The sequence below is a fragment of the Natrinema hispanicum genome (genome assembly GCF_900111485.1).
Classification (GTDB): domain Archaea; phylum Halobacteriota; class Halobacteria; order Halobacteriales; family Natrialbaceae; genus Natrinema; species Natrinema hispanicum_A.
Genome location: NZ_FOIC01000003.1, coordinates 185951 through 202543 on the forward strand (window position 1 = coordinate 185951; position 16593 = coordinate 202543).

Consider the following 16593-nt stretch of genomic DNA (forward strand, 5'->3'; position numbering starts at 1 on the left):
TCCATTGATGTTCCCGCTGAATAAGAAGACATACCATAACAATTGAAACGATGTTCATACCGATCGCAGGCTGGGGGATCGGGTGTGCAGTGTGTTTCAGTATCTCAATAGACCCCCACGTTACGGCCGGTTCGTCGCATCGGTCCCGTAGTGTTCTGTGAAACCCTTATAGGCGTACGTGAACCAGTTTACGTATGAACGTCGTGCCGGATACGAGCGTGGTCATCGACGGCCGCGTTTCGGCGACAATCGAAGACGGGCAGTTCGAGGGAGCGACGATCTGTGTCCCCGAAGCAGTCGTCGCGGAACTCGAGGCGCAGGCCAACGACGGACTCGATAGCGGCTGGGACGGCTTAGAGGAGCTCCAGCAGCTGGCAGAACTGGCCGACGAGGGCGTCGTTGACCTCGAGTACGTCGGCGAGCGCCCGAGTGCGATCGAACGAGGCCACGCCTCTGAAGGCGAAATCGACGCCCTGATCCGCGATCTCGCGGAGGAACTCGACGCGACGTTCGTCACCAGCGACGTCGTCCAGGCGGAGGTCGCACAGGCGAAGGGACTCGACGTCGAACACGTCTCCCCCGAGGTTCGGCGGGTCGGCACGCTGGCCGTCGAGGAGTATTTCGACGACGAGACGATGAGCGTCCATCTGAAAACCGATGCCATCCCGCGGGCCAAACGCGGCGAACTCGGCGCGATGCACTACGAAGAAATCGCCGACGAGCCACTCGACGAGGCGACGATGGACGAGTACGCCCGCGAGGTCATCGACGGTGCCAAAGAGGCCCACGACGGCTTCATCGAGCTGTCAGAGCCGGGCATGAAGATCGTCCAGTTCCGGGATTACCGGATCGCGATCGGCCGCCCGCCGTTTTCCGACGGCATCGAGATCACCGCCGTCCGCCCGATTGCCCAGACAGACATCGACGACTACGAGCATGCCGACGAACTCAAAGAACGCCTGCTCGAGCGCCAGCGCGGTGTCCTCATCTCGGGTGCACCCGGGGCCGGGAAGTCGACGTTCGCACAAGCGGTCGCCCGCTACATCTCCGATCACGACTACTCCGTCAAGACGATGGAGAAACCACGGGACCTGCAGGTCGGCCCCGACATCACCCAGTACACCGAACTGGGCGGGGAGATGGCAAAGACAGCCGACGCCCTGTTGATGGTCCGACCGGACTACACCATCTACGACGAGGTCCGCAAGACCGACGACTTCGAGGTCTTCGCCGACATGCGGCTTGCGGGTGTGGGCATGATCGGTGTCGTCCACGCAACGCGTCCGATCGACTCGCTGCAGCGACTCGTCGGCCGGGTCGAACTCGGGATGATTCCCCAGGTCGCCGACACGGTCGTCTACATCGAAGCCGGGAAAGTCGAGACGGTCTACGACGTCAAAACGACGGTCAAAGTGCCCGCCGGGCTCACCGAGGAGGACCTCGCCCGGCCGGTCATCCAGGTGACGAACTTCCAGACCGGCGAACCCGAATACGAGATCTATACCTTCAACCGCCAGGTCGTCACCGTCCCGCTGAAAGAAGAGGAGGGCGGCCCCGGTAGCGAATCCGGCGTTGACCGCATCGCCAAACAGGAGATTGAACGTGAGATCCGCTCGGTCGCCCGCGGCTACGTCGACGTCCAACTCAAAAGCCAGGACAGAGCCGTCGTCTACGTCGAAGAGGACGATATCTCGAGTGTCATCGGCAAAGGCGGCGGCCGGATCACCGACATCGAAAACCGGCTGGGGATCGATATCGACGTTCGCACCCACGACGAGAATCCCCACTACGGTGCCGGCGCTGGTGGTGGCGGCGGCGGTGGCGCAAACACGAGTGGTGCTGGCGGGTCACAAGCCGGTCAGATGGTCCAACCCGAGATCACCTCCCGGCACATCGTTATCCCCGTCGACGGCAACCACGGCGAAACCGTCGAGGTCCAGGCCGCCGGCGACTACCTCTTTACGGCGACGGTGAGCCGCGGGGGCGAAATTCAGGTGTCGCGCGGAAGTGCGATCGCGGAGGAGCTCGAGCGAGCGATCGACCGGAAAGCGCCGATCACGGTCGTCCCGTCATAGAGGAGACCGCGAGCGAACGCCGTGAGTGAGTGACTTTTTGCTGCGTTTTTTACCGGACCGCTCCGCGAACGGAGTGACTGAATCTTGAAATCGGTGTGCATGCGAGCGTCCGCGGGCCGGCCGAGTGATCGATCGCTTCGGGCCGGGGCCTACGGCGACCAGAGGCGCTGTTCTCGATCGAGCAGTGTGACGACGACCACGTGCGGGAGCGTCAGGACGGCGATCGTCACCAGATAGAGCGCGAGCACGTCGGGGACGGTCGCAGGCGTGCGCGGGACCAAGAGCCCGATCCCGACGAGGACGAGCAGGCCGCCTGCGGTCAGTGGCGCTGCATCGCGGGCGAAACGACGAGATGCGGCACTGAGTGCCCCGCGTTCGAGCGCCGCGCCGGCGGCGGGATCGACGAGCATCGTTCTGAGAATATGCCGGAGAGAGTGCCAGAAACAGAAGTAGAGCCCGATCGCGAGAATCGGCGGGACGATCGCGAAGTAGGCGACGAGTCCGATCGTCTCCGCGGTGTCGACGATCCACGGGCCGCGATCGCCGCTGCTCGTCCGGACGAAGCCGAAACCCGTCGCGAGCACGATGAGGGAACCGAAGCCGATCGCGACGGCCGCCCGGACCGGCTGGGAGAACGCTGGCTCGAGTGCGGCCGCTGCGTCAGGATCGAACAGTCCGACGAGCGTCTCGGCGACGAACGCGTACTGGGCCGGAAACGCGATCAGCGGAACGAGCATCGGAAGCCCACCCCGGACGATGAGGGCGAGAAGGCGACTGGCTCGCGTCTCGAGGTGGTCGGCGCGGACGAGCGCGAGCAGGGCGTAGACATCGCCTTGCCCCCAGTGGATGAGCGTGACGAGGATGAACAGGACGAACGCGACGGCGGGGGCGAGAAACCAAACGGCGGCGTACGCGGAGCCGACCAGCAGGTAGAGGCCGCCGACGAACGCGAGCGACCGCGGGGTGACGGGATCGCCTCGAGCCCGTGACAACACGAGGTGGTCGACGGCTCCGTGAGGAAGCCCGAGGACGACGACGCTGAGCGCCAGCGGAACGTACTGGTATGCAAGCGGCGGCGAGCCCATGATGATCGTGATCGAGACGACGGCGACGATGAGTACCAGCCCGACGCCGAGGCTCAGGCGGGCCGCCAGTCGACGGGCCGCGGCATCCGTGTGGGGGATACCGCCACTCGAGGCTGTGTCACCGCTCATCGGAGCGTGCGGCGAGTCGGGTCGCCAGCCTGGTGAGAGACGGGAGTTCGTGGATGCGCTCGAGCAGCCAAACGTACATGACGAGTCCCTGAACGAGGAAGACGTTGGTCACGAGAAAGAACAGCGCCTCCTCGACTGGGAGTCCCAGGGGCGCAAAGCCGATCGTGTGGGCGTCCGAGATGACCCAGATGCCGAGTTCGATCGCGACGCGATCGACGATCCAGAGGTAGAGCGTCGGAACAGCGATCGCGGCCACCAGCGGTCGACGGACGGCCCAGAGGTACGTGAGGCCGAACCCCCACTGGATAGCGAGGATCGGCCCAGCCCAGAGCAACACCCATCCGAGATAGTACGTCGGGGTGTTAGCGGTCAACAACAAGCCGATGCCGGCGATCGACAGGCCGCTCCCGACGCCGATCAGCCGGTGTGTGAGGGGGATCGCCAGCGATCGATCGGCGGTTGCCGGCAGCTGGAACAACCAGAACGCGGTCAGCATCGGCTGAAGGATGAAGAAGGTATATTCCTCGATCGGCGTGTGCCAAATCGTCGCGATAACCGCACCCTCACCGTACCACCAGACACCCGCAGGGATCAGGTGATTCGTCAACGGCGTCGTGTAGACGACTGCGAGGCCGATCATGATGGCGAGTCCGGAGAGCGGCCGCACGCCCCACCAGGCCCGATCGCGTCGATGCGCGAGCCAGCCCAGAATCAAAAGCGGCGGGAGGATGAACATCAGGTGAACGCCGAAGTACGTGAGTGGAACGGTCATGAGCGTGGCAGCGTGTATCGCCGGTTCTTCGCAGAGAGCGGGCCCTGTAGCCGTGCTAGGGACGGTACCGACAAAGCCCCAAATCCGAACTGGTTAGGCCAGGTGAGGGCGCGAGACGGCGCGCCGGTGCCGACATGGCTCCCGAACCGACCGAGGACCGGGACAATCAGTCGTCCGACACCCCGGACCCGGGGATGGTAGCACCGTAGTCCGAGCCGCCGGTGATCGACTCCGGTTCGTCGACGATATAGAACAGAGCGAGGAACGTCACAATGTACTTCGTGATGATGTCGAGGATGCTGTAGCCCCACGAGGTGATCGCGACGTCCAAGATCGCGATCCCTTCGACGCCGAGCATCCAGAGGATCGGATAGCCAAACCAGCCGACGACGGTGAGGAGTTTGAGCGTTCGGAACAGCTCCGACGTTCCCGTCCGTTCGGCTTCGGCGGTCCAGTCGACGAGGATAACGTACACGATCACGAGGAAGAAGATCGACCCCAGCACGAACCACCACCAGCGCAGCACCAGCGAGGACGTCGTTAGGGCAGCCGCCAGGCCGGTGACACACATCGCGATCGTAAACGCACAGGTCGTGAGGATCTTCGTCCAGTTCGACCCGGCGATCAGCCCAAGCGCGATCAGAATGAACGGTGTGGAAAAGGTCCACGTGAGGTACCGACCCCACATCACCAGCACGCCGCTCTCGCCTGCTGTCGTCGCACCCGCGGCCGGGTGGCCCGCCGGCATCTCGATGACACTCAGCGTCAGCCCCGACGTGAGGCCGGTGTAACTCGAGATCGAGACGACCGAGATCAGCAACAGCGCGGTCGCGATCGTCTTCGAGCGCGGATCGGTAAGCGACCGTCCGAGATAGACGATTCCGAGGATTGTGAGCCCGGCAAGGGCGATGTTGACGACGAACGACAGCGCGAGCAGGGTGTTGCCGCCACCGAAGACGTACTCGAACAGTTCCGCGTCTGTCGGGCCGGTTTGGAGCGCGTGTGCCCCGACGGCGGGCGCGGACGCAATAAGTGGCTGCATGCCTACACGTTACTGCACCATCATTACCCATAAACGAGTGTCCGTCCCGTTTCGGAACATCATGAGTGTTGAGCGGTCAGCGTGCGGTGAGCGGCCAGTACTGCTCACATCGAGAGCCGAGCAGTACGTGGCCGTCGCACTCGGCTGTCTCGAGCGTTCGTTGCCGACTCGATCACGGGACGCCCATGCCCACTGAACCGGTCGCGCGGGACGGCGATCGGTCGAAGCGGCGTTGGCTCCGTGATCGGCCGTTACGCCAGCGGTCGTCGGGAAGCGTCCTGCTGAGTCGTCACGCGGCCGCAGTGGACGGCGTGACGGCCCGTTCCAGGACGGAGCGGCTCCGGAGCAGGACCACGCCGAAGCCGACCTTCGCCGAGAGGTCAAGCACCATGAACGCGGCCGTCTCCCAGTACAGCGGAAGGATGCCGAGCGTTCCTTCGGTGCCGAGGATCCAGACCACTGGGTAGAGGAGCCACAGCGCGATGACCAGGTTGCGCAGGGTGCCGAACAGCGACGCGACCTCCGAAGACTGGGCGCGTGCGTTCTTCGAGAGTGTCCCGACGAGCACGTACAGGAGCGCGAGCAGGGCACCGGTGCTGATGCCCCACCACGCGATCCGGGTGCCGGGGGTCGCCGCGAACGCCGCGATCGCACCGGTCCCGATCATGAAGATGTCGAGGCCGATCAGCGTCGCGATCGTGTTACGGTTTGCTCCCGCCAGCAGCGAGAGGTCAAGCAACAGGAGCGGCGTCGTGAATAGCCAGTCGGCGTAGCGTGCCCAGTAAATCGTGAGCATCTCGTCGCCGACCATCACTTCGGTGACCCCGAAGCCCGTTGCCATGGCGAAGTACATCGCCGCGGCGATCGTCGTAATGAAGATCGTGATGATGTAGAACTCCTGCATCTTCGGGTCGCGAACACCGCGCCCCCGACCGATGAAGTACAAGGTTCCGAGGGTCATTCCGATCGTTCCGATCCACAGCCACAGGGATTCTGGACCGACTAGTGCGGTCATGGCTAAGGGTAGCATCGCACATAATATACCAATTGGGCCTAACGAAGATAACCCGTAGACAGGACTGTATGTCCAGAATTCTAACGCTGGGCACGAAATCGGAGTGTATATTTTGGCGGCCTGTGTTCGGCCATCTAGCCCGACGGCCGATCACGCCCCAAACCGATGACCTCGACTGATCCGAACGACCCGATTGCGGACGCACTCCTCGGCGAGTCGACGTACGAACGACTTCGAGTGGAGCGATACGCGCTGATCAAGCGGCGGATTCCACAGAAACTCGTCTACCAGAGCGGCCTGCTGCTCGCGCTTGCACTCGTCGTGCCGATCACGGCCACCTACCCGACATCGGTCCAAGCAGCCTTCCCGGGCGGTGAGCCCCTGTGGGCATCGCCGCTCGTCCTCTGGCTCGGCATGTACGCTGGCGGCATCGAGCTTGGAACCGCAGCGTGTCTCGTCGCGGTCGCGATCGTTCGCCAAAGCCGTGAACCGCAGCTCTCGGAGTCACAGGCGCACGTGTTACTGAACATCGAGGACGTCGCGTCGATGTTCGGATTGGCGACCGGCGGATTCGCCATCCTGCTCACAGTCGGCTTCTTCTCACTCGGCCACGCAGGCGGCGAGACGTTCCAGGCTGTCATCGACACCGCGCCCCGAAACCCGTACGGACAGACCGGCGTCCCGGTTCCCGTGATCGCAGTCGGCGTGGCAGCGGCGATCAGTGCCGGTGCCGTCTACGTTGCCAGCCAGTATCTCGCATCGGCGTCGAAGTGAAAACGCTGCCCGGAGCGGCCAGACCTTCTCGAGCATCCACCACGTCGTGAATCTGAACCCCGTCTCAGAGCCCCAATACCACCGAACGTTTCGCCAGAACGCATATGGCCTATAGCTATTTAAGGAGAATACACTTATACGAGACGAATGTTTGGTCAAATCGATTAATGATTGTGATCGAGAATCCATGACAGGCGACGTAGTCACGAACGATCGCCGACCCGCCATCGACGGGGAACAGACCCACACTGGACCGTTCATTACGAGTACGGTCGAACTGGAACACGTTCGACAGTCGATCCGAGCGGAAATCCGCGCCGCCGTTGCCGATGCGAACGCTGAGGGCGTCGTCGTCGCGATGAGCGGCGGGCTCGACTCGACGCTGACGACGGCGCTTGCGGTCGAAGCTGTCGGCAGCGAGACCGTCCTTGGACTGGGGCTGCCCTGTCACATGACCGACGGCGTCCACGTCAGCGATGCCCGCACGATCGCCGACGGCATGGGGATCGATTTCGAGGAGTTCCAGTTGCGGCCGCTACTCGAGTGTTTCGCAGAGACAGTCGGACGTGACCTTGAACCATCGACCGACGACGAGCGGCCCAACGAGCGCAACCACGAACTCGGGAACGCAACGGCGCGCCTGCGGATGCTGACGGCCTACTACGCGGCGAACCGCCAGTCACGGGTCGTCCTCGGGACGGCGAACCGCTCGGAGCGGCTCCTCGGCTACTTCACTAAGTACGGCGACGGTGGGGCCGACGTCCATCCGCTTGGCGACTGCTACAAGACGGAGGTCCGGGCGCTTGCCAAACATGTCGGTCTCCCTCGCCGAATCATCACCAAAGAACCAACGGCGGGGTTCTGGGCGACCCAGACGGACGCCGGCGAACTCGGCGCACGCTACGACGTCATCGATCCCTTACTGTATCGGTTCGTCGAGGAGGGACGCCCGCTCGAGGAGGCCGTTGTCGGACTCAGAATCGACCGCGAGACGGCCGCGGAAATCGTCTCTCGATACGCCGAGACGGAACACAAACGCACCGTTCCGCCGACGCCGGGGATCGCCGGCCGCGACAGGACGGCAACCCAGTTGGACTGACTGCCCGTCGAACGCTCACACGAGAGAACGGCGTTAGCGCTCGAGGTCGACGTCGTAGAGCGTCGGATTGCGCCACCAGAACAGCCCCCATGCCAGAAGGAAACCAGCGGTCATCGCAAGGATGTCCAGCACCGTACTGGGGAGCCCGATACCGACCAGTGCCACGAGTGCGATCGCCGATCCCAGTATCGCTCCCGTCACAACGAACAGGACGTCTCCAACGATTTTCGCCCGCGACTGCGCCCAGTACGGTTGGCGCTCCTCGTCGTACCAGACGCCGACGTAGATCAAGACCGGTGCCATCGCGGCGATGACCGTAATCGATCGGTACGTCTCCGGAAGCACTGCCGGCACCAGCACGAGCAGGTTAAGCAGATTCGAACCCAGCACCGCGAGAAACAGCCCGACCATCAGCCAGACCCACCGCGGAAGCCGCGCTTTGTCCATATCGAAGACGGTCACCGCTTGGGGATAATCCTGACGTTCCGGCCGTTATTCCGCGCAGCAAGCGTCTTTTTTCGGGGATTCTTCGACACCGTTTCCGTCGGCTGCGACCGGTTCCTCGAGCCGATAGAGACTCTGCCGAGCGTCCGCAAAGTAGATATCTTCGTCAACGATTCCGATCCCTTCGAGACGCTCGAGCGCGTATCGCACCGTCCGGGCTGAGAGCATCGATTCCTCGACGATCTGTTTCTGTGTCAAGGGCCCGTCATACTCGAGGACCTTGAAGACGAGTTTCGCGCTTGGTGGCAAGTCTTCGATCTCCTCCCCGTCGGTCTCTGCCATACTACGAAGCGAACGTCCCCAGCAGTATAAAAGTTGAGCCTTACCAAAAATAAGATCATGATACTACCCTGTATTTTTCTGTCCGTAAAGTATGCCGTCAGTCGCTCAGCAGGCATCTTCTCGGATTCCAACAGTGACGCGGACAGTGAAAACGATAGGGAGTCTTTCGGTAAAAGTCGTTTAAACGGATCAGAAACAGCTGTGCGGGCGCATCACCCTCAGCCGTGGCCTAGCCAGTATCGATTTCTGCCTGGCATCGCTCTGTGGCCGTATGAAGACAAAACGGAGCGGTATAGAGGTTCGAGGAGACAGCCCACGATTTCAGTTCTGTCTCTTACCCACAAGTTCTAACCCCGTAGCTGACGAATTGAGACGGGAAAATGGGACGGGGGTCACGGAGTTGGCAGCCTGATTTAGACGATGACGGAGAGTTGTGTGACATGGATGTATCAGGTTGGATTCGAACAGAGTTTCGCTCAGCTAATCTCGGAGACAAGCGCCTCACCGATCGACTGGTGCAACTTGGGGATGAACTCGGCAGTTCACCTGCCGAGTCCATCCCAACTGCCTGCGAAGACTGGGCCTCCACAAAGGCTACGTACCGATTTTGCGATAATGAGAATGTGGAACCGAACGAGATCCTCTCCGCTCACAAGCAAGCACAACGATCACGAGTGAGTCAGTTAGACGAACTCGTGATCGTCTCCGATACCACTGAACTTGTCTTTCCGAGACATCCATCCAAGGACGGACTCGGCGACATTGGTAACTCTGAGATGGACCTTGAGGGCGTCAAAGTCCACTCAACGATCGGCATTCATCCACAAACACATCGAATGACAGGGGTCCTCGATCAGCAGGCGCTGATCGAGGACCAACAGGCTGACAAAAAGTATGAGACAAACGGGAAATCAGAGCCAATTCCGTTGGAGAGTGAACAGGAGAAGTGGGCTCGTGGTGACAGGCAAGCCAGAAACTGGCTTGCCGACGATGTTCGCCCGTTGTTTGTTCATGATCGAGGAGCAGATGCATTCGCGTTCTATACAGACGTTGTCGAAGAGATAGAGAACGCTGGATTCATCGTTCGAGCCAACCAAAACCGACGGATTTGGACAGAAAACGATGAATCTGGGAAACTCTTTGACTGGAGCAGCGACCTTGCCGAGCAAGGTCGCAAAACGATCGAGATTCAACAGGCAAGTGGGCGAGAAGCCAGGACAGCAGAGCTGTCGATTGCAACGGGAACCTGTGAGTTGCGTGCGCCGCGGAATAATCCTGATCAAGACGGTTCAGTGGCAGTAAATGTCGTACGAGTCGATGAGATCGGTGAAACTGACGACCCGATTCAGTGGGTGTTACTCACCACTGAATCGGTCGAAGAGTTTAACGAGACGCTGACTGTCATCGACTATTATGGTCTTCGCTGGCGAATCGAAGACTGGCACAAAGTGCTGAAGAGTGGCTGTAACATCGAAGAACGGCAACTCCAGACTTGGGAACGAATGGAAGTCTTGCTAAGTCTGTACTCGGTGATTGCCTGGAAGGTCCTGGAGTTACGAGAGCTTGCTCGGGGAGAGACCTCGACTGCACCTGATGTCTTGTTGAGCGAAGCAGAGCGCGCAGTTCTGGAAACAAAATTTCCAGAACTGCAAGACCAGAACGGGAAAGCCTACGCTGTGAGTGTAGCGAAGCTTGGCGGGTATCTGGACCGCGGATCAGATCCTCCTCCAGGATGGGAAACGATGTGGAAAGGCCTCCAGAAGCTACGCATGTGGGCAGAAGGGTACGAACTCGGTGCTGAATGAGCGCCAACGGCGACTCATTCAGCGGACCTCAACGTGAATTCAGACTTCGTTCCAATTTTACAGACTGACCACTCCTCAGAAACGGTGAGCCAGTCCAGATAATGAAAACATCCCGACTAATTCTTTGATTTCAGACGCATCTACTTGATTTTTCTCGCTGGTGCTGAGTTATGGGTAAGAGACAGGATTTCAGTTGTGGGAGTAGTCACAGCTGGTTCCAGATCTCCTCGTCGTCCTCGAAGCCATCCGGATCGTCAGCGTCCGCGAACTCGTCGATCCCCTCGAGTTCGGAGGCGTCGCTGGGGGGCAACTCCCCATCAGCGTCCACGACGGTCGACTGGCTCTGGAGGTCCATCTCCGGCCAGGCGGTCTCTTCCCAGAGGCCGCGGTCGGTGTAGTAGTAGATGACGCCGTCACTGAGGACCGCGAACAGGTCCCGTTGTTCGTCGTGGACGACCCGCTCGTTCGTATCGATTGCGACGTCGACGACGTCCTCGAGCGTCTCGAGCGCGACGTGATGATCGCCGATCCACATCGGAATGGACCCCTGTGAGATCCACTCGGCGTAGCGCTGTTCGTGGACCGCCCGGCGAGCGGCATCGATATCCGCGGGCGACCGGCGGGTAACGAATGCGGCACCGGCGAGTGCGAGCGTCCCGAGCACCGACAGTCCACCGATCAGTGCCGGACTCCGAGACTCGGTCGTCCGCGTAATGCCGCTTTGATGACTGTGGGTTGCAGAATCCGATAGCGACCCGCCGAGCCAGTAGGCCTCGTCCGTGATCGACACCGGCGTCGTCGTCGTCATCGATCCCTGATGACGGCCGGTATCGTACTCGGTGTGAAACGCCATCGTTAGCCTGATCGAGCCGACGCCGGTGACCTCACGCTCGAGTTGCCGTTGTCGCTGGCGGAGGGCTTCGATATCGATCGTTGCGTTCGACGTCGCGACGCCGGTGTCGATCGACGGCGACTCGCGCAACACGGGCCGTGTTTCGTTCCAGAACGGCTCGCCGTTGCGAACCGCTTCGAACCGAAGCACCAGCTCGTGACGGACAGCACCGTCCTCGATAGGCGTCCCCCCGCTTGCGTTTTGCACCCGCGTCTCGGGGTGGATCGTCAGCTCCGGCGACTCGTTAAGCATATAGACCGGGCTATCAGTGAGCCGATCGCCTTCCGTCCAGAGTGTGGTGTTCTGGGTGACGACGGCACTCGTCCCGACGTCAGTCGTGACGTGTTCCTCATCGAACTGCGGTGTCGTCGTCGTCACCGGATTCGCGACGGCCCAGCCGGTCGCAGCGATCGACAGGACGCCGACAACAGCCAGCACGATCGCGATCTCCCGTCCGGATCTGGCAAGCACTAACTCGAGTCGTGGACTGTCGATCATCCGTCGTGTTCACCGTCCCTGTCTCCCCCGATTCGGCCTCGTCGGTCGAACCTGCCCGCTGGCCGACCCGTTCGGTTTCGAACTGGTCGGTCATCGGGACAATACATACGTACCCCGAAGCAATCGATCATCATAAGAATAGTGGCCCGAGCTACTCTCGGTCGCGAAGCCACCGTCGAAGCCGCCGCTCGAGTCGGGTCGAGAGCGACACGTGATCGGGGCCGGATCGCAGCCGGAGATCGCCGCTGCCAAAGAGTAGGATGATGATCGCGACGGTAACGCCGACGACAACGCCGTTGACCGCCGCGATCGCGGCGAACGGATGCAGGCCGTGAAGCCAGACCAGCAGCGACGGCGGCAACACGGCGAGATAGCGATACTCACCCAGAGAGCGCGTGTACTCGCCGGGTTCCTTGGGTGCTGACAGTCGCACTGTCGTTTCACTGTGTCCGCGGATGCCGATCGTCTGCCATCCAGGGTCTGCGCTGATCCCGTTGCTTTCGGCCTCGTGGACGACGACCACCGGCAGATAGCCGGCGTTGTTGACCGACCGGGTGAGTTCCGTCGTCGCACCCGGTTCGATGATCTGTGGATCGTCGGTTGGCGACTCGCTACTAATGAGGCCGTACTCATAGGTCCCCGACGGAACGACCATCGCCGCAGTCGCAAGCGTGACAAACACGAGCAGGATAAGCCCCAGCACGGTCCAGAACGCCAGCACGTTTTCGCGCGAGCGCCGTCTGGTCGTCTCGCGCCGCGCGGGGCCGAGTCGATCGAGCAAGGTTCCGAAGCCAAGCAGGGCGACGCCGATCGCGACCAGCATGGAGCCGAGGCCGTTCGACGACGTCGTTGCCATCCCGAAGACCGATGTGACGGCGTTGGCGGCTGCCAGTGCCACACCCTGAATGCCCATCACGAGGGTCCCAAGATACGGGATCGTCACGACCTCGCCGTTTATCTGCAAGGCTCTGGCGACGACCTGCCCGTCGGTGACGGGCGGTTCACCACCATCCTGATCGGTAAACGGGTTGGCGTCGCCTTTCGTGATGTAGCCACCCTCGGTCTCGCCGACCACGCGATGGGTCGTCAGCCCGCCGTCGTGGAGTTCTCTCGCCTGGAAGACGACGACATCGCCCTCCTGAACGTCGCCGGTGACGGCATTCGGGATGGCAACGAAGCCGTCGCCGGCGTCCATCGTCGGCTCCATGCTGCCGGTCGCGACGTAGCCGAGCAGGATCGGCTGGCCGAGCAGTTGGCCGACGAGCAACAGGATGACGAACAGCGCAGCGGCGTACCCGAGCGCCTTCGAGACGATGGTGGACGCAGTCATCGATCGGGAGCGGTGACGATCATACGTGGCTGACTGTTCAGGATAGCGATTGTTCGTGTCCAGCAGTCTTAAAGCCCGCGCGAGTTACCAGACTCGAGAGGTGACACGTCGACGCCCCTCTGCGACGGGACGGACTGGCACCATCGACCTGTGACGGCGTCACTACCCAAAGATCGACCACCGGCGGTTGGCGGCGACTGCCAGGAACAACAGCCCCGCCGTCGCAGGGGGTGCGAGCGCCGCCGTCGTCGCGGGCGAGAGTTCACGGTTCTGCAGTGAGAATCCCCCCGACTCCTCGACTGTTACCTCGCCCGCGGAGACACCGCTGACTGCGATCTCGTAGGTTCCTGGTGTCTCGAGTTCCCGCTCGAAGGTCACCGTCCGCTCGCTGTTTGCTGGAATCGAGACGGCCCGGCTGTCGACGACGATGCCGTCGACAGCCACCTCGAGTGTCCGATCGACCCCCCTGTCGGTCGGATTCGTAACGGTTGCTCGAACGGTGGTCGCGTCCCCTGTGGTGACCGTTGTGCGATCGACGCTGGCGTTGACAACGTCGATCGGCGGCCCCCCGACGGTCACCGACTGGCTGCCTGCTCCCGAAATGCCGATCTCGTGGGTGCCAGACCAGTCCATCGTGCGTTCGAACGTGACCGTTCGTTCCTCGCCCGGCTCGAGGACGATCGTCCGCTGATCGACGACGATACCGTCGACGGTCACCTGCGCCGTCGTCTGGCCCGGCGCATCGCCGACGTTACGGTAAGTCGCGGTCACCGTGACTGTGTCACCTGTGTCGGCCGTCGTTGGCGAGACAGTGAGGTCCGCGCGTTCGATCGCTGGTGAGGGCGATGAGCTCGAGTCGCTTGCACCTCCCGAACCTCCCGCAAACTGGTCCGGCTCGGTTTCGTTGTCGGCGTACTGCACCGTGACTGTGAACGTCTCTGTCGTCGCTTGTGCAATGCGGGTATCGACACTCACACCGACGGTCTTGGTGTCGCCGGCAGCGAGCTCAAGCCGCGAGTCGTTCGTAATCGCCGACCCGTCCGCATAGAAGGTCACACCCTCGAGGTCGTGGTCGATCCACATGGTCTCGACATCGTCGGCGTTTTCACCCACCTCGACCGTGAACACCTCAGCGAACGTCGTCTCTGCGCGGTCGTTCAGCGCCGCGAACTCGAGGACGAGTTCGCTGTCCTCGAGGGTCGCATACTCGGCGCCGACCGGCTTGAGGACGACATCGTCGGTTGTCGTGTCTTCACCTACCGTAATCGCGATCGTTGGAACTGCCAGCATAAGAAGAAAACAAGTAGCCACAGCAGCGAGGAGGATTTTGGAGAGTCTCATTTAATTCGAATGTGATTATCTAAGAGCGTATTTCTAACACCACCCTCGTATATATGTGATTTATATTCTGAGCTTAGATACAAAGGACGATCTATGCTGTGTCCGCTACGATTACGATACTCCCATCATCAGACGGAGAGTCAACGGTAGTGTCGATAGTGATGTCTACATTAAGAGAGGCACCTCCATCATCAGATCCAGTGGCAGCAGCTAACGGATTGGAGCCACTGCCGATGGTAAATGTCACTTCTCCAACCCCAGAGACACCAATGGTTTCTGAACTACTACTGCCCGAGCCTATGCTCTTTGCAAATCCAATAGTAACGCCGTCACTAGATCCTTGATTAGTAATCGTGAGGACGTCATTTAGGACTGTTTTTGCATTTTCATTGAAGCCGCTGCCTTGTTGAGATCCATGTGATCCAAGGTCAATCACAAATTCGTTTGTGGTGTCATTATCTCCATCTGTCACGTATTCACTATTCCCGCTGATGGAAAGGAAAGCACTCCCGTCCCCACTAGTAGAGACACTGACAGTTCTGTCTGCCTCGACAGTAGTAAACGCACCTGTTCCAAGCGCAGCTCCGCCGCCAGCGACAATCGTACCCAATCCAACTAACACACTGCGTCGGTTCATGCTCATATTTGTAGCCTCCATGTGACCGCGCCGTCCCGACGATACCGGGGCAGAACGCGGCTCTTACCTACACCAATGAACGCTACCCACTTTGTATTGAGTACCGAGATACTGTTCAAGGTTGATAATACCCGTTGCAGCGACACCGCTATCAGCTTCAAGCCCGGCCTGAACGTCCGAAATCGGGCGTCTCGAGAATTTGGGGTGTAGACAAGCCACACACTCTCGAGCACCATGACACCTCGAGACACTCGCGATCGTTGACCACTGTCACGCCTGGGCAGTCGCTGGCACACGAGACAGGCAACTGACCGCAATATCACGACACAACGAGTCGCAACCGATGTACGAGATTCCGTGACTGTGCAGCAATCTTATATTTGCTCGCCACGTAGCTATTGTACGGGCACAGGTACACGACACCGGATTTAAAGCCGTCTCGTAACACCCGGCTCCCCATACTATACAATATCACAACATGACACGTCGAATCACGGGTCTCGCGGTCGTGCTCATCTTCCTCGGAGTTGTGACGATGGCCGGGCCGACGTTCGGCTTCGCCACGATCGCCGCTGACCGTGGGGTGAACGTCGCGACGGCCGACGACTCGAGCGCCTATCTCGGCCTCGAAGACCAATCAACGTCAGCGTCGATCGACTCGCCCGGGGAGCAGACGGTCGTCTACACCGTGACCGACAACGTCCGAAGTGGCTCGGCCACCGTCGACGCCTCGATCGTCGGGATTACCGACGATAGCAATGCTCCAATCACGTCGACGGCGCTGTCGGTCAATGTCCAGCCCGGTAGCGACGCCGAGACGTTCGATGTCGTCCTCGCATGTGAGGATGGGGCGTCGATTGATGGGTCCTACCGCGTGCTGCTACAGTTCGTCGCGTCGAGTGACGCCTCGAGCGTGGACGCGACTCGAGAAACGACCGCGCTCGTTCCCGTGGACTGTACTGCCGAGCCGGTCGTAGTCTCGGTCGACGAAGACGGCGACGTCACTTCCGGTGGCGATGTGACAGTCGACAACAACGTCAATGTCGGCGGTGACATCGAAAGCGGCGGTTCGGTGACGATCACCAACAACGCGAACGTCGGCGGAAACATCGCCGCACAGGGCGATATTACAATCTGGAACAACGCCGTCAGCGGTGACCTCATCGCTGGTGGTAACATCGACATTCGGAACAACGCCGAAATCGACGGTGACGTCATGGCTTGTGGGACAGTCACCGTCAGGAACAACGCGGTCGTCACCGGTACAATCTCCGAAAATCAGACCGATCTGCCCGGCGTCCAGTGTTGATGTT

15 protein-coding genes are annotated in these 16593 nt (G+C 60.9%); 5 read left to right on the top strand and 10 right to left on the bottom strand.

The genetic code is table 11. The annotated features are described in order from the left end of the window. Nucleotides 1-194: 194 nt before the first annotated feature. Entirely contained in the window at nucleotides 195-2075 is a 1881-nt protein-coding gene (locus BSG09_RS04390) for a PINc/VapC family ATPase (protein WP_092930567.1), read from the top strand. A gap of 149 nt (nucleotides 2076-2224) precedes the next feature. Here the strand turns inward: BSG09_RS04390 and BSG09_RS04395 are convergent, their stop codons facing one another. The 4 genes from BSG09_RS04395 to BSG09_RS04410 form a co-directional block, all read right to left on the bottom strand. Further along, the gene (locus BSG09_RS04395; RefSeq protein ID WP_092930569.1) at nucleotides 2225-3289 is read right to left on the bottom strand and encodes a Brp/Blh family beta-carotene 15,15'-dioxygenase; all 1065 of its coding nucleotides are present in this window, start codon (nucleotides 3287-3289) and stop codon (nucleotides 2225-2227) included. Continuing rightward, complete coding sequence (locus tag BSG09_RS04400) at nucleotides 3279-4061, bottom strand: lycopene cyclase domain-containing protein (RefSeq protein ID WP_092930571.1); 783 nt, start codon at nucleotides 4059-4061, stop codon at nucleotides 3279-3281. Before BSG09_RS04400 ends, BSG09_RS04395 begins: the two co-directional genes overlap by 11 nt. Nucleotides 4062-4227: 166 nt before the next feature. Beyond that, nucleotides 4228-5103, bottom strand: a complete 876-nt coding sequence (locus BSG09_RS04405; RefSeq protein WP_092930573.1) for a bacteriorhodopsin — start codon at nucleotides 5101-5103, stop codon at nucleotides 4228-4230. Between the two features lie 289 nt (nucleotides 5104-5392). Beyond that, a complete protein-coding gene (locus BSG09_RS04410; protein ID WP_394328099.1) occupies nucleotides 5393-6133 on the bottom strand; it encodes a bacteriorhodopsin in 741 nt (246 codons plus the stop codon). A 150-nt stretch (nucleotides 6134-6283) separates the two neighbouring features. Here BSG09_RS04410 and BSG09_RS04415 point away from each other — a divergent pair, with 150 nt between their 5' ends. Together BSG09_RS04415 and BSG09_RS04420 are read left to right on the top strand one after the other, a co-directional pair. Continuing rightward, complete coding sequence (locus BSG09_RS04415) at nucleotides 6284-6892, top strand: hypothetical protein (protein WP_092930577.1); 609 nt, start codon at nucleotides 6284-6286, stop codon at nucleotides 6890-6892. A 187-nt stretch (nucleotides 6893-7079) separates the two neighbouring features. After that, the gene (locus BSG09_RS04420; RefSeq protein WP_175542136.1) at nucleotides 7080-7991 is read left to right on the top strand and encodes an NAD+ synthase; all 912 of its coding nucleotides are present in this window, start codon (nucleotides 7080-7082) and stop codon (nucleotides 7989-7991) included. A gap of 33 nt (nucleotides 7992-8024) precedes the next feature. Here BSG09_RS04420 and BSG09_RS04425 read toward each other — a convergent pair whose 3' ends face one another. Together BSG09_RS04425 and BSG09_RS04430 are read right to left on the bottom strand one after the other, a co-directional pair. Then, entirely contained in the window at nucleotides 8025-8438 is a 414-nt protein-coding gene (locus BSG09_RS04425) for a hypothetical protein (protein WP_092930579.1), read from the bottom strand. A gap of 45 nt (nucleotides 8439-8483) precedes the next feature. Next, complete coding sequence (locus BSG09_RS04430; RefSeq protein ID WP_008010686.1) at nucleotides 8484-8777, bottom strand: MarR family transcriptional regulator; 294 nt, start codon at nucleotides 8775-8777, stop codon at nucleotides 8484-8486. A gap of 380 nt (nucleotides 8778-9157) precedes the next feature. Between BSG09_RS04430 and BSG09_RS04435 the strand changes: the two genes are divergently transcribed. Continuing rightward, complete coding sequence (locus tag BSG09_RS04435) at nucleotides 9158-10582, top strand: IS4 family transposase (RefSeq protein WP_092930581.1); 1425 nt, start codon at nucleotides 9158-9160, stop codon at nucleotides 10580-10582. Between the two features lie 205 nt (nucleotides 10583-10787). Here the strand turns inward: BSG09_RS04435 and BSG09_RS04440 are convergent, their stop codons facing one another. The 4 genes from BSG09_RS04440 to BSG09_RS04455 all read right to left on the bottom strand — a co-directional run bounded on the left by BSG09_RS04440 (nucleotide 10788) and on the right by BSG09_RS04455 (nucleotide 15301). Further along, nucleotides 10788-11972 (bottom strand): DUF5305 domain-containing protein, encoded by a 1185-nt coding sequence (locus BSG09_RS04440; protein WP_092930583.1) that lies wholly within the window; start codon nucleotides 11970-11972, stop codon nucleotides 10788-10790. A gap of 151 nt (nucleotides 11973-12123) precedes the next feature. Next, the gene (locus BSG09_RS04445) at nucleotides 12124-13302 is read right to left on the bottom strand and encodes a signal peptidase I (protein ID WP_092930585.1); all 1179 of its coding nucleotides are present in this window, start codon (nucleotides 13300-13302) and stop codon (nucleotides 12124-12126) included. A gap of 162 nt (nucleotides 13303-13464) precedes the next feature. After that, nucleotides 13465-14643 carry a CARDB domain-containing protein gene (locus BSG09_RS04450; RefSeq protein ID WP_092930588.1) on the bottom strand — a complete coding sequence of 393 codons (1179 nt, stop codon included), beginning with the start codon at nucleotides 14641-14643 and terminating at the stop codon, nucleotides 13465-13467. Between the two features lie 91 nt (nucleotides 14644-14734). Then, the gene (locus BSG09_RS04455) at nucleotides 14735-15301 is read right to left on the bottom strand and encodes a hypothetical protein (protein ID WP_217650116.1); all 567 of its coding nucleotides are present in this window, start codon (nucleotides 15299-15301) and stop codon (nucleotides 14735-14737) included. A 457-nt stretch (nucleotides 15302-15758) separates the two neighbouring features. On the opposite strand from BSG09_RS04455, the gene BSG09_RS04460 reads away from it, so the two are divergent. Further along, the gene (locus BSG09_RS04460) at nucleotides 15759-16589 is read left to right on the top strand and encodes a polymer-forming cytoskeletal protein (RefSeq protein WP_175542137.1); all 831 of its coding nucleotides are present in this window, start codon (nucleotides 15759-15761) and stop codon (nucleotides 16587-16589) included. Nucleotides 16590-16593 lie beyond the last annotated feature (4 nt).

Coding starts and splice junctions, on each gene's coding strand:
- BSG09_RS04390 (WP_092930567.1), top strand. CDS start 195: ATGAACGTCGTGCCGGATACGAGCGTGGTCATCGACGGCCGCGTTTCG.
- BSG09_RS04395 (WP_092930569.1), bottom strand. CDS start 3,289: ATGAGCGGTGACACAGCCTCGAGTGGCGGTATCCCCCACACGGATGCC.
- BSG09_RS04400 (WP_092930571.1), bottom strand. CDS start 4,061: ATGACCGTTCCACTCACGTACTTCGGCGTTCACCTGATGTTCATCCTC.
- BSG09_RS04405 (WP_092930573.1), bottom strand. CDS start 5,103: ATGCAGCCACTTATTGCGTCCGCGCCCGCCGTCGGGGCACACGCGCTC.
- BSG09_RS04410 (WP_394328099.1), bottom strand. CDS start 6,133: ATGCTACCCTTAGCCATGACCGCACTAGTCGGTCCAGAATCCCTGTGG.
- BSG09_RS04415 (WP_092930577.1), top strand. CDS start 6,284: ATGACCTCGACTGATCCGAACGACCCGATTGCGGACGCACTCCTCGGC.
- BSG09_RS04420 (WP_175542136.1), top strand. CDS start 7,080: ATGACAGGCGACGTAGTCACGAACGATCGCCGACCCGCCATCGACGGG.
- BSG09_RS04425 (WP_092930579.1), bottom strand. CDS start 8,438: ATGGACAAAGCGCGGCTTCCGCGGTGGGTCTGGCTGATGGTCGGGCTG.
- BSG09_RS04430 (WP_008010686.1), bottom strand. CDS start 8,777: ATGGCAGAGACCGACGGGGAGGAGATCGAAGACTTGCCACCAAGCGCG.
- BSG09_RS04435 (WP_092930581.1), top strand. CDS start 9,158: ATGGGACGGGGGTCACGGAGTTGGCAGCCTGATTTAGACGATGACGGA.
- BSG09_RS04440 (WP_092930583.1), bottom strand. CDS start 11,972: ATGATCGACAGTCCACGACTCGAGTTAGTGCTTGCCAGATCCGGACGG.
- BSG09_RS04445 (WP_092930585.1), bottom strand. CDS start 13,302: ATGACTGCGTCCACCATCGTCTCGAAGGCGCTCGGGTACGCCGCTGCG.
- BSG09_RS04450 (WP_092930588.1), bottom strand. CDS start 14,643: ATGAGACTCTCCAAAATCCTCCTCGCTGCTGTGGCTACTTGTTTTCTT.
- BSG09_RS04455 (WP_217650116.1), bottom strand. CDS start 15,301: ATGGAGGCTACAAATATGAGCATGAACCGACGCAGTGTGTTAGTTGGA.
- BSG09_RS04460 (WP_175542137.1), top strand. CDS start 15,759: ATGACACGTCGAATCACGGGTCTCGCGGTCGTGCTCATCTTCCTCGGA.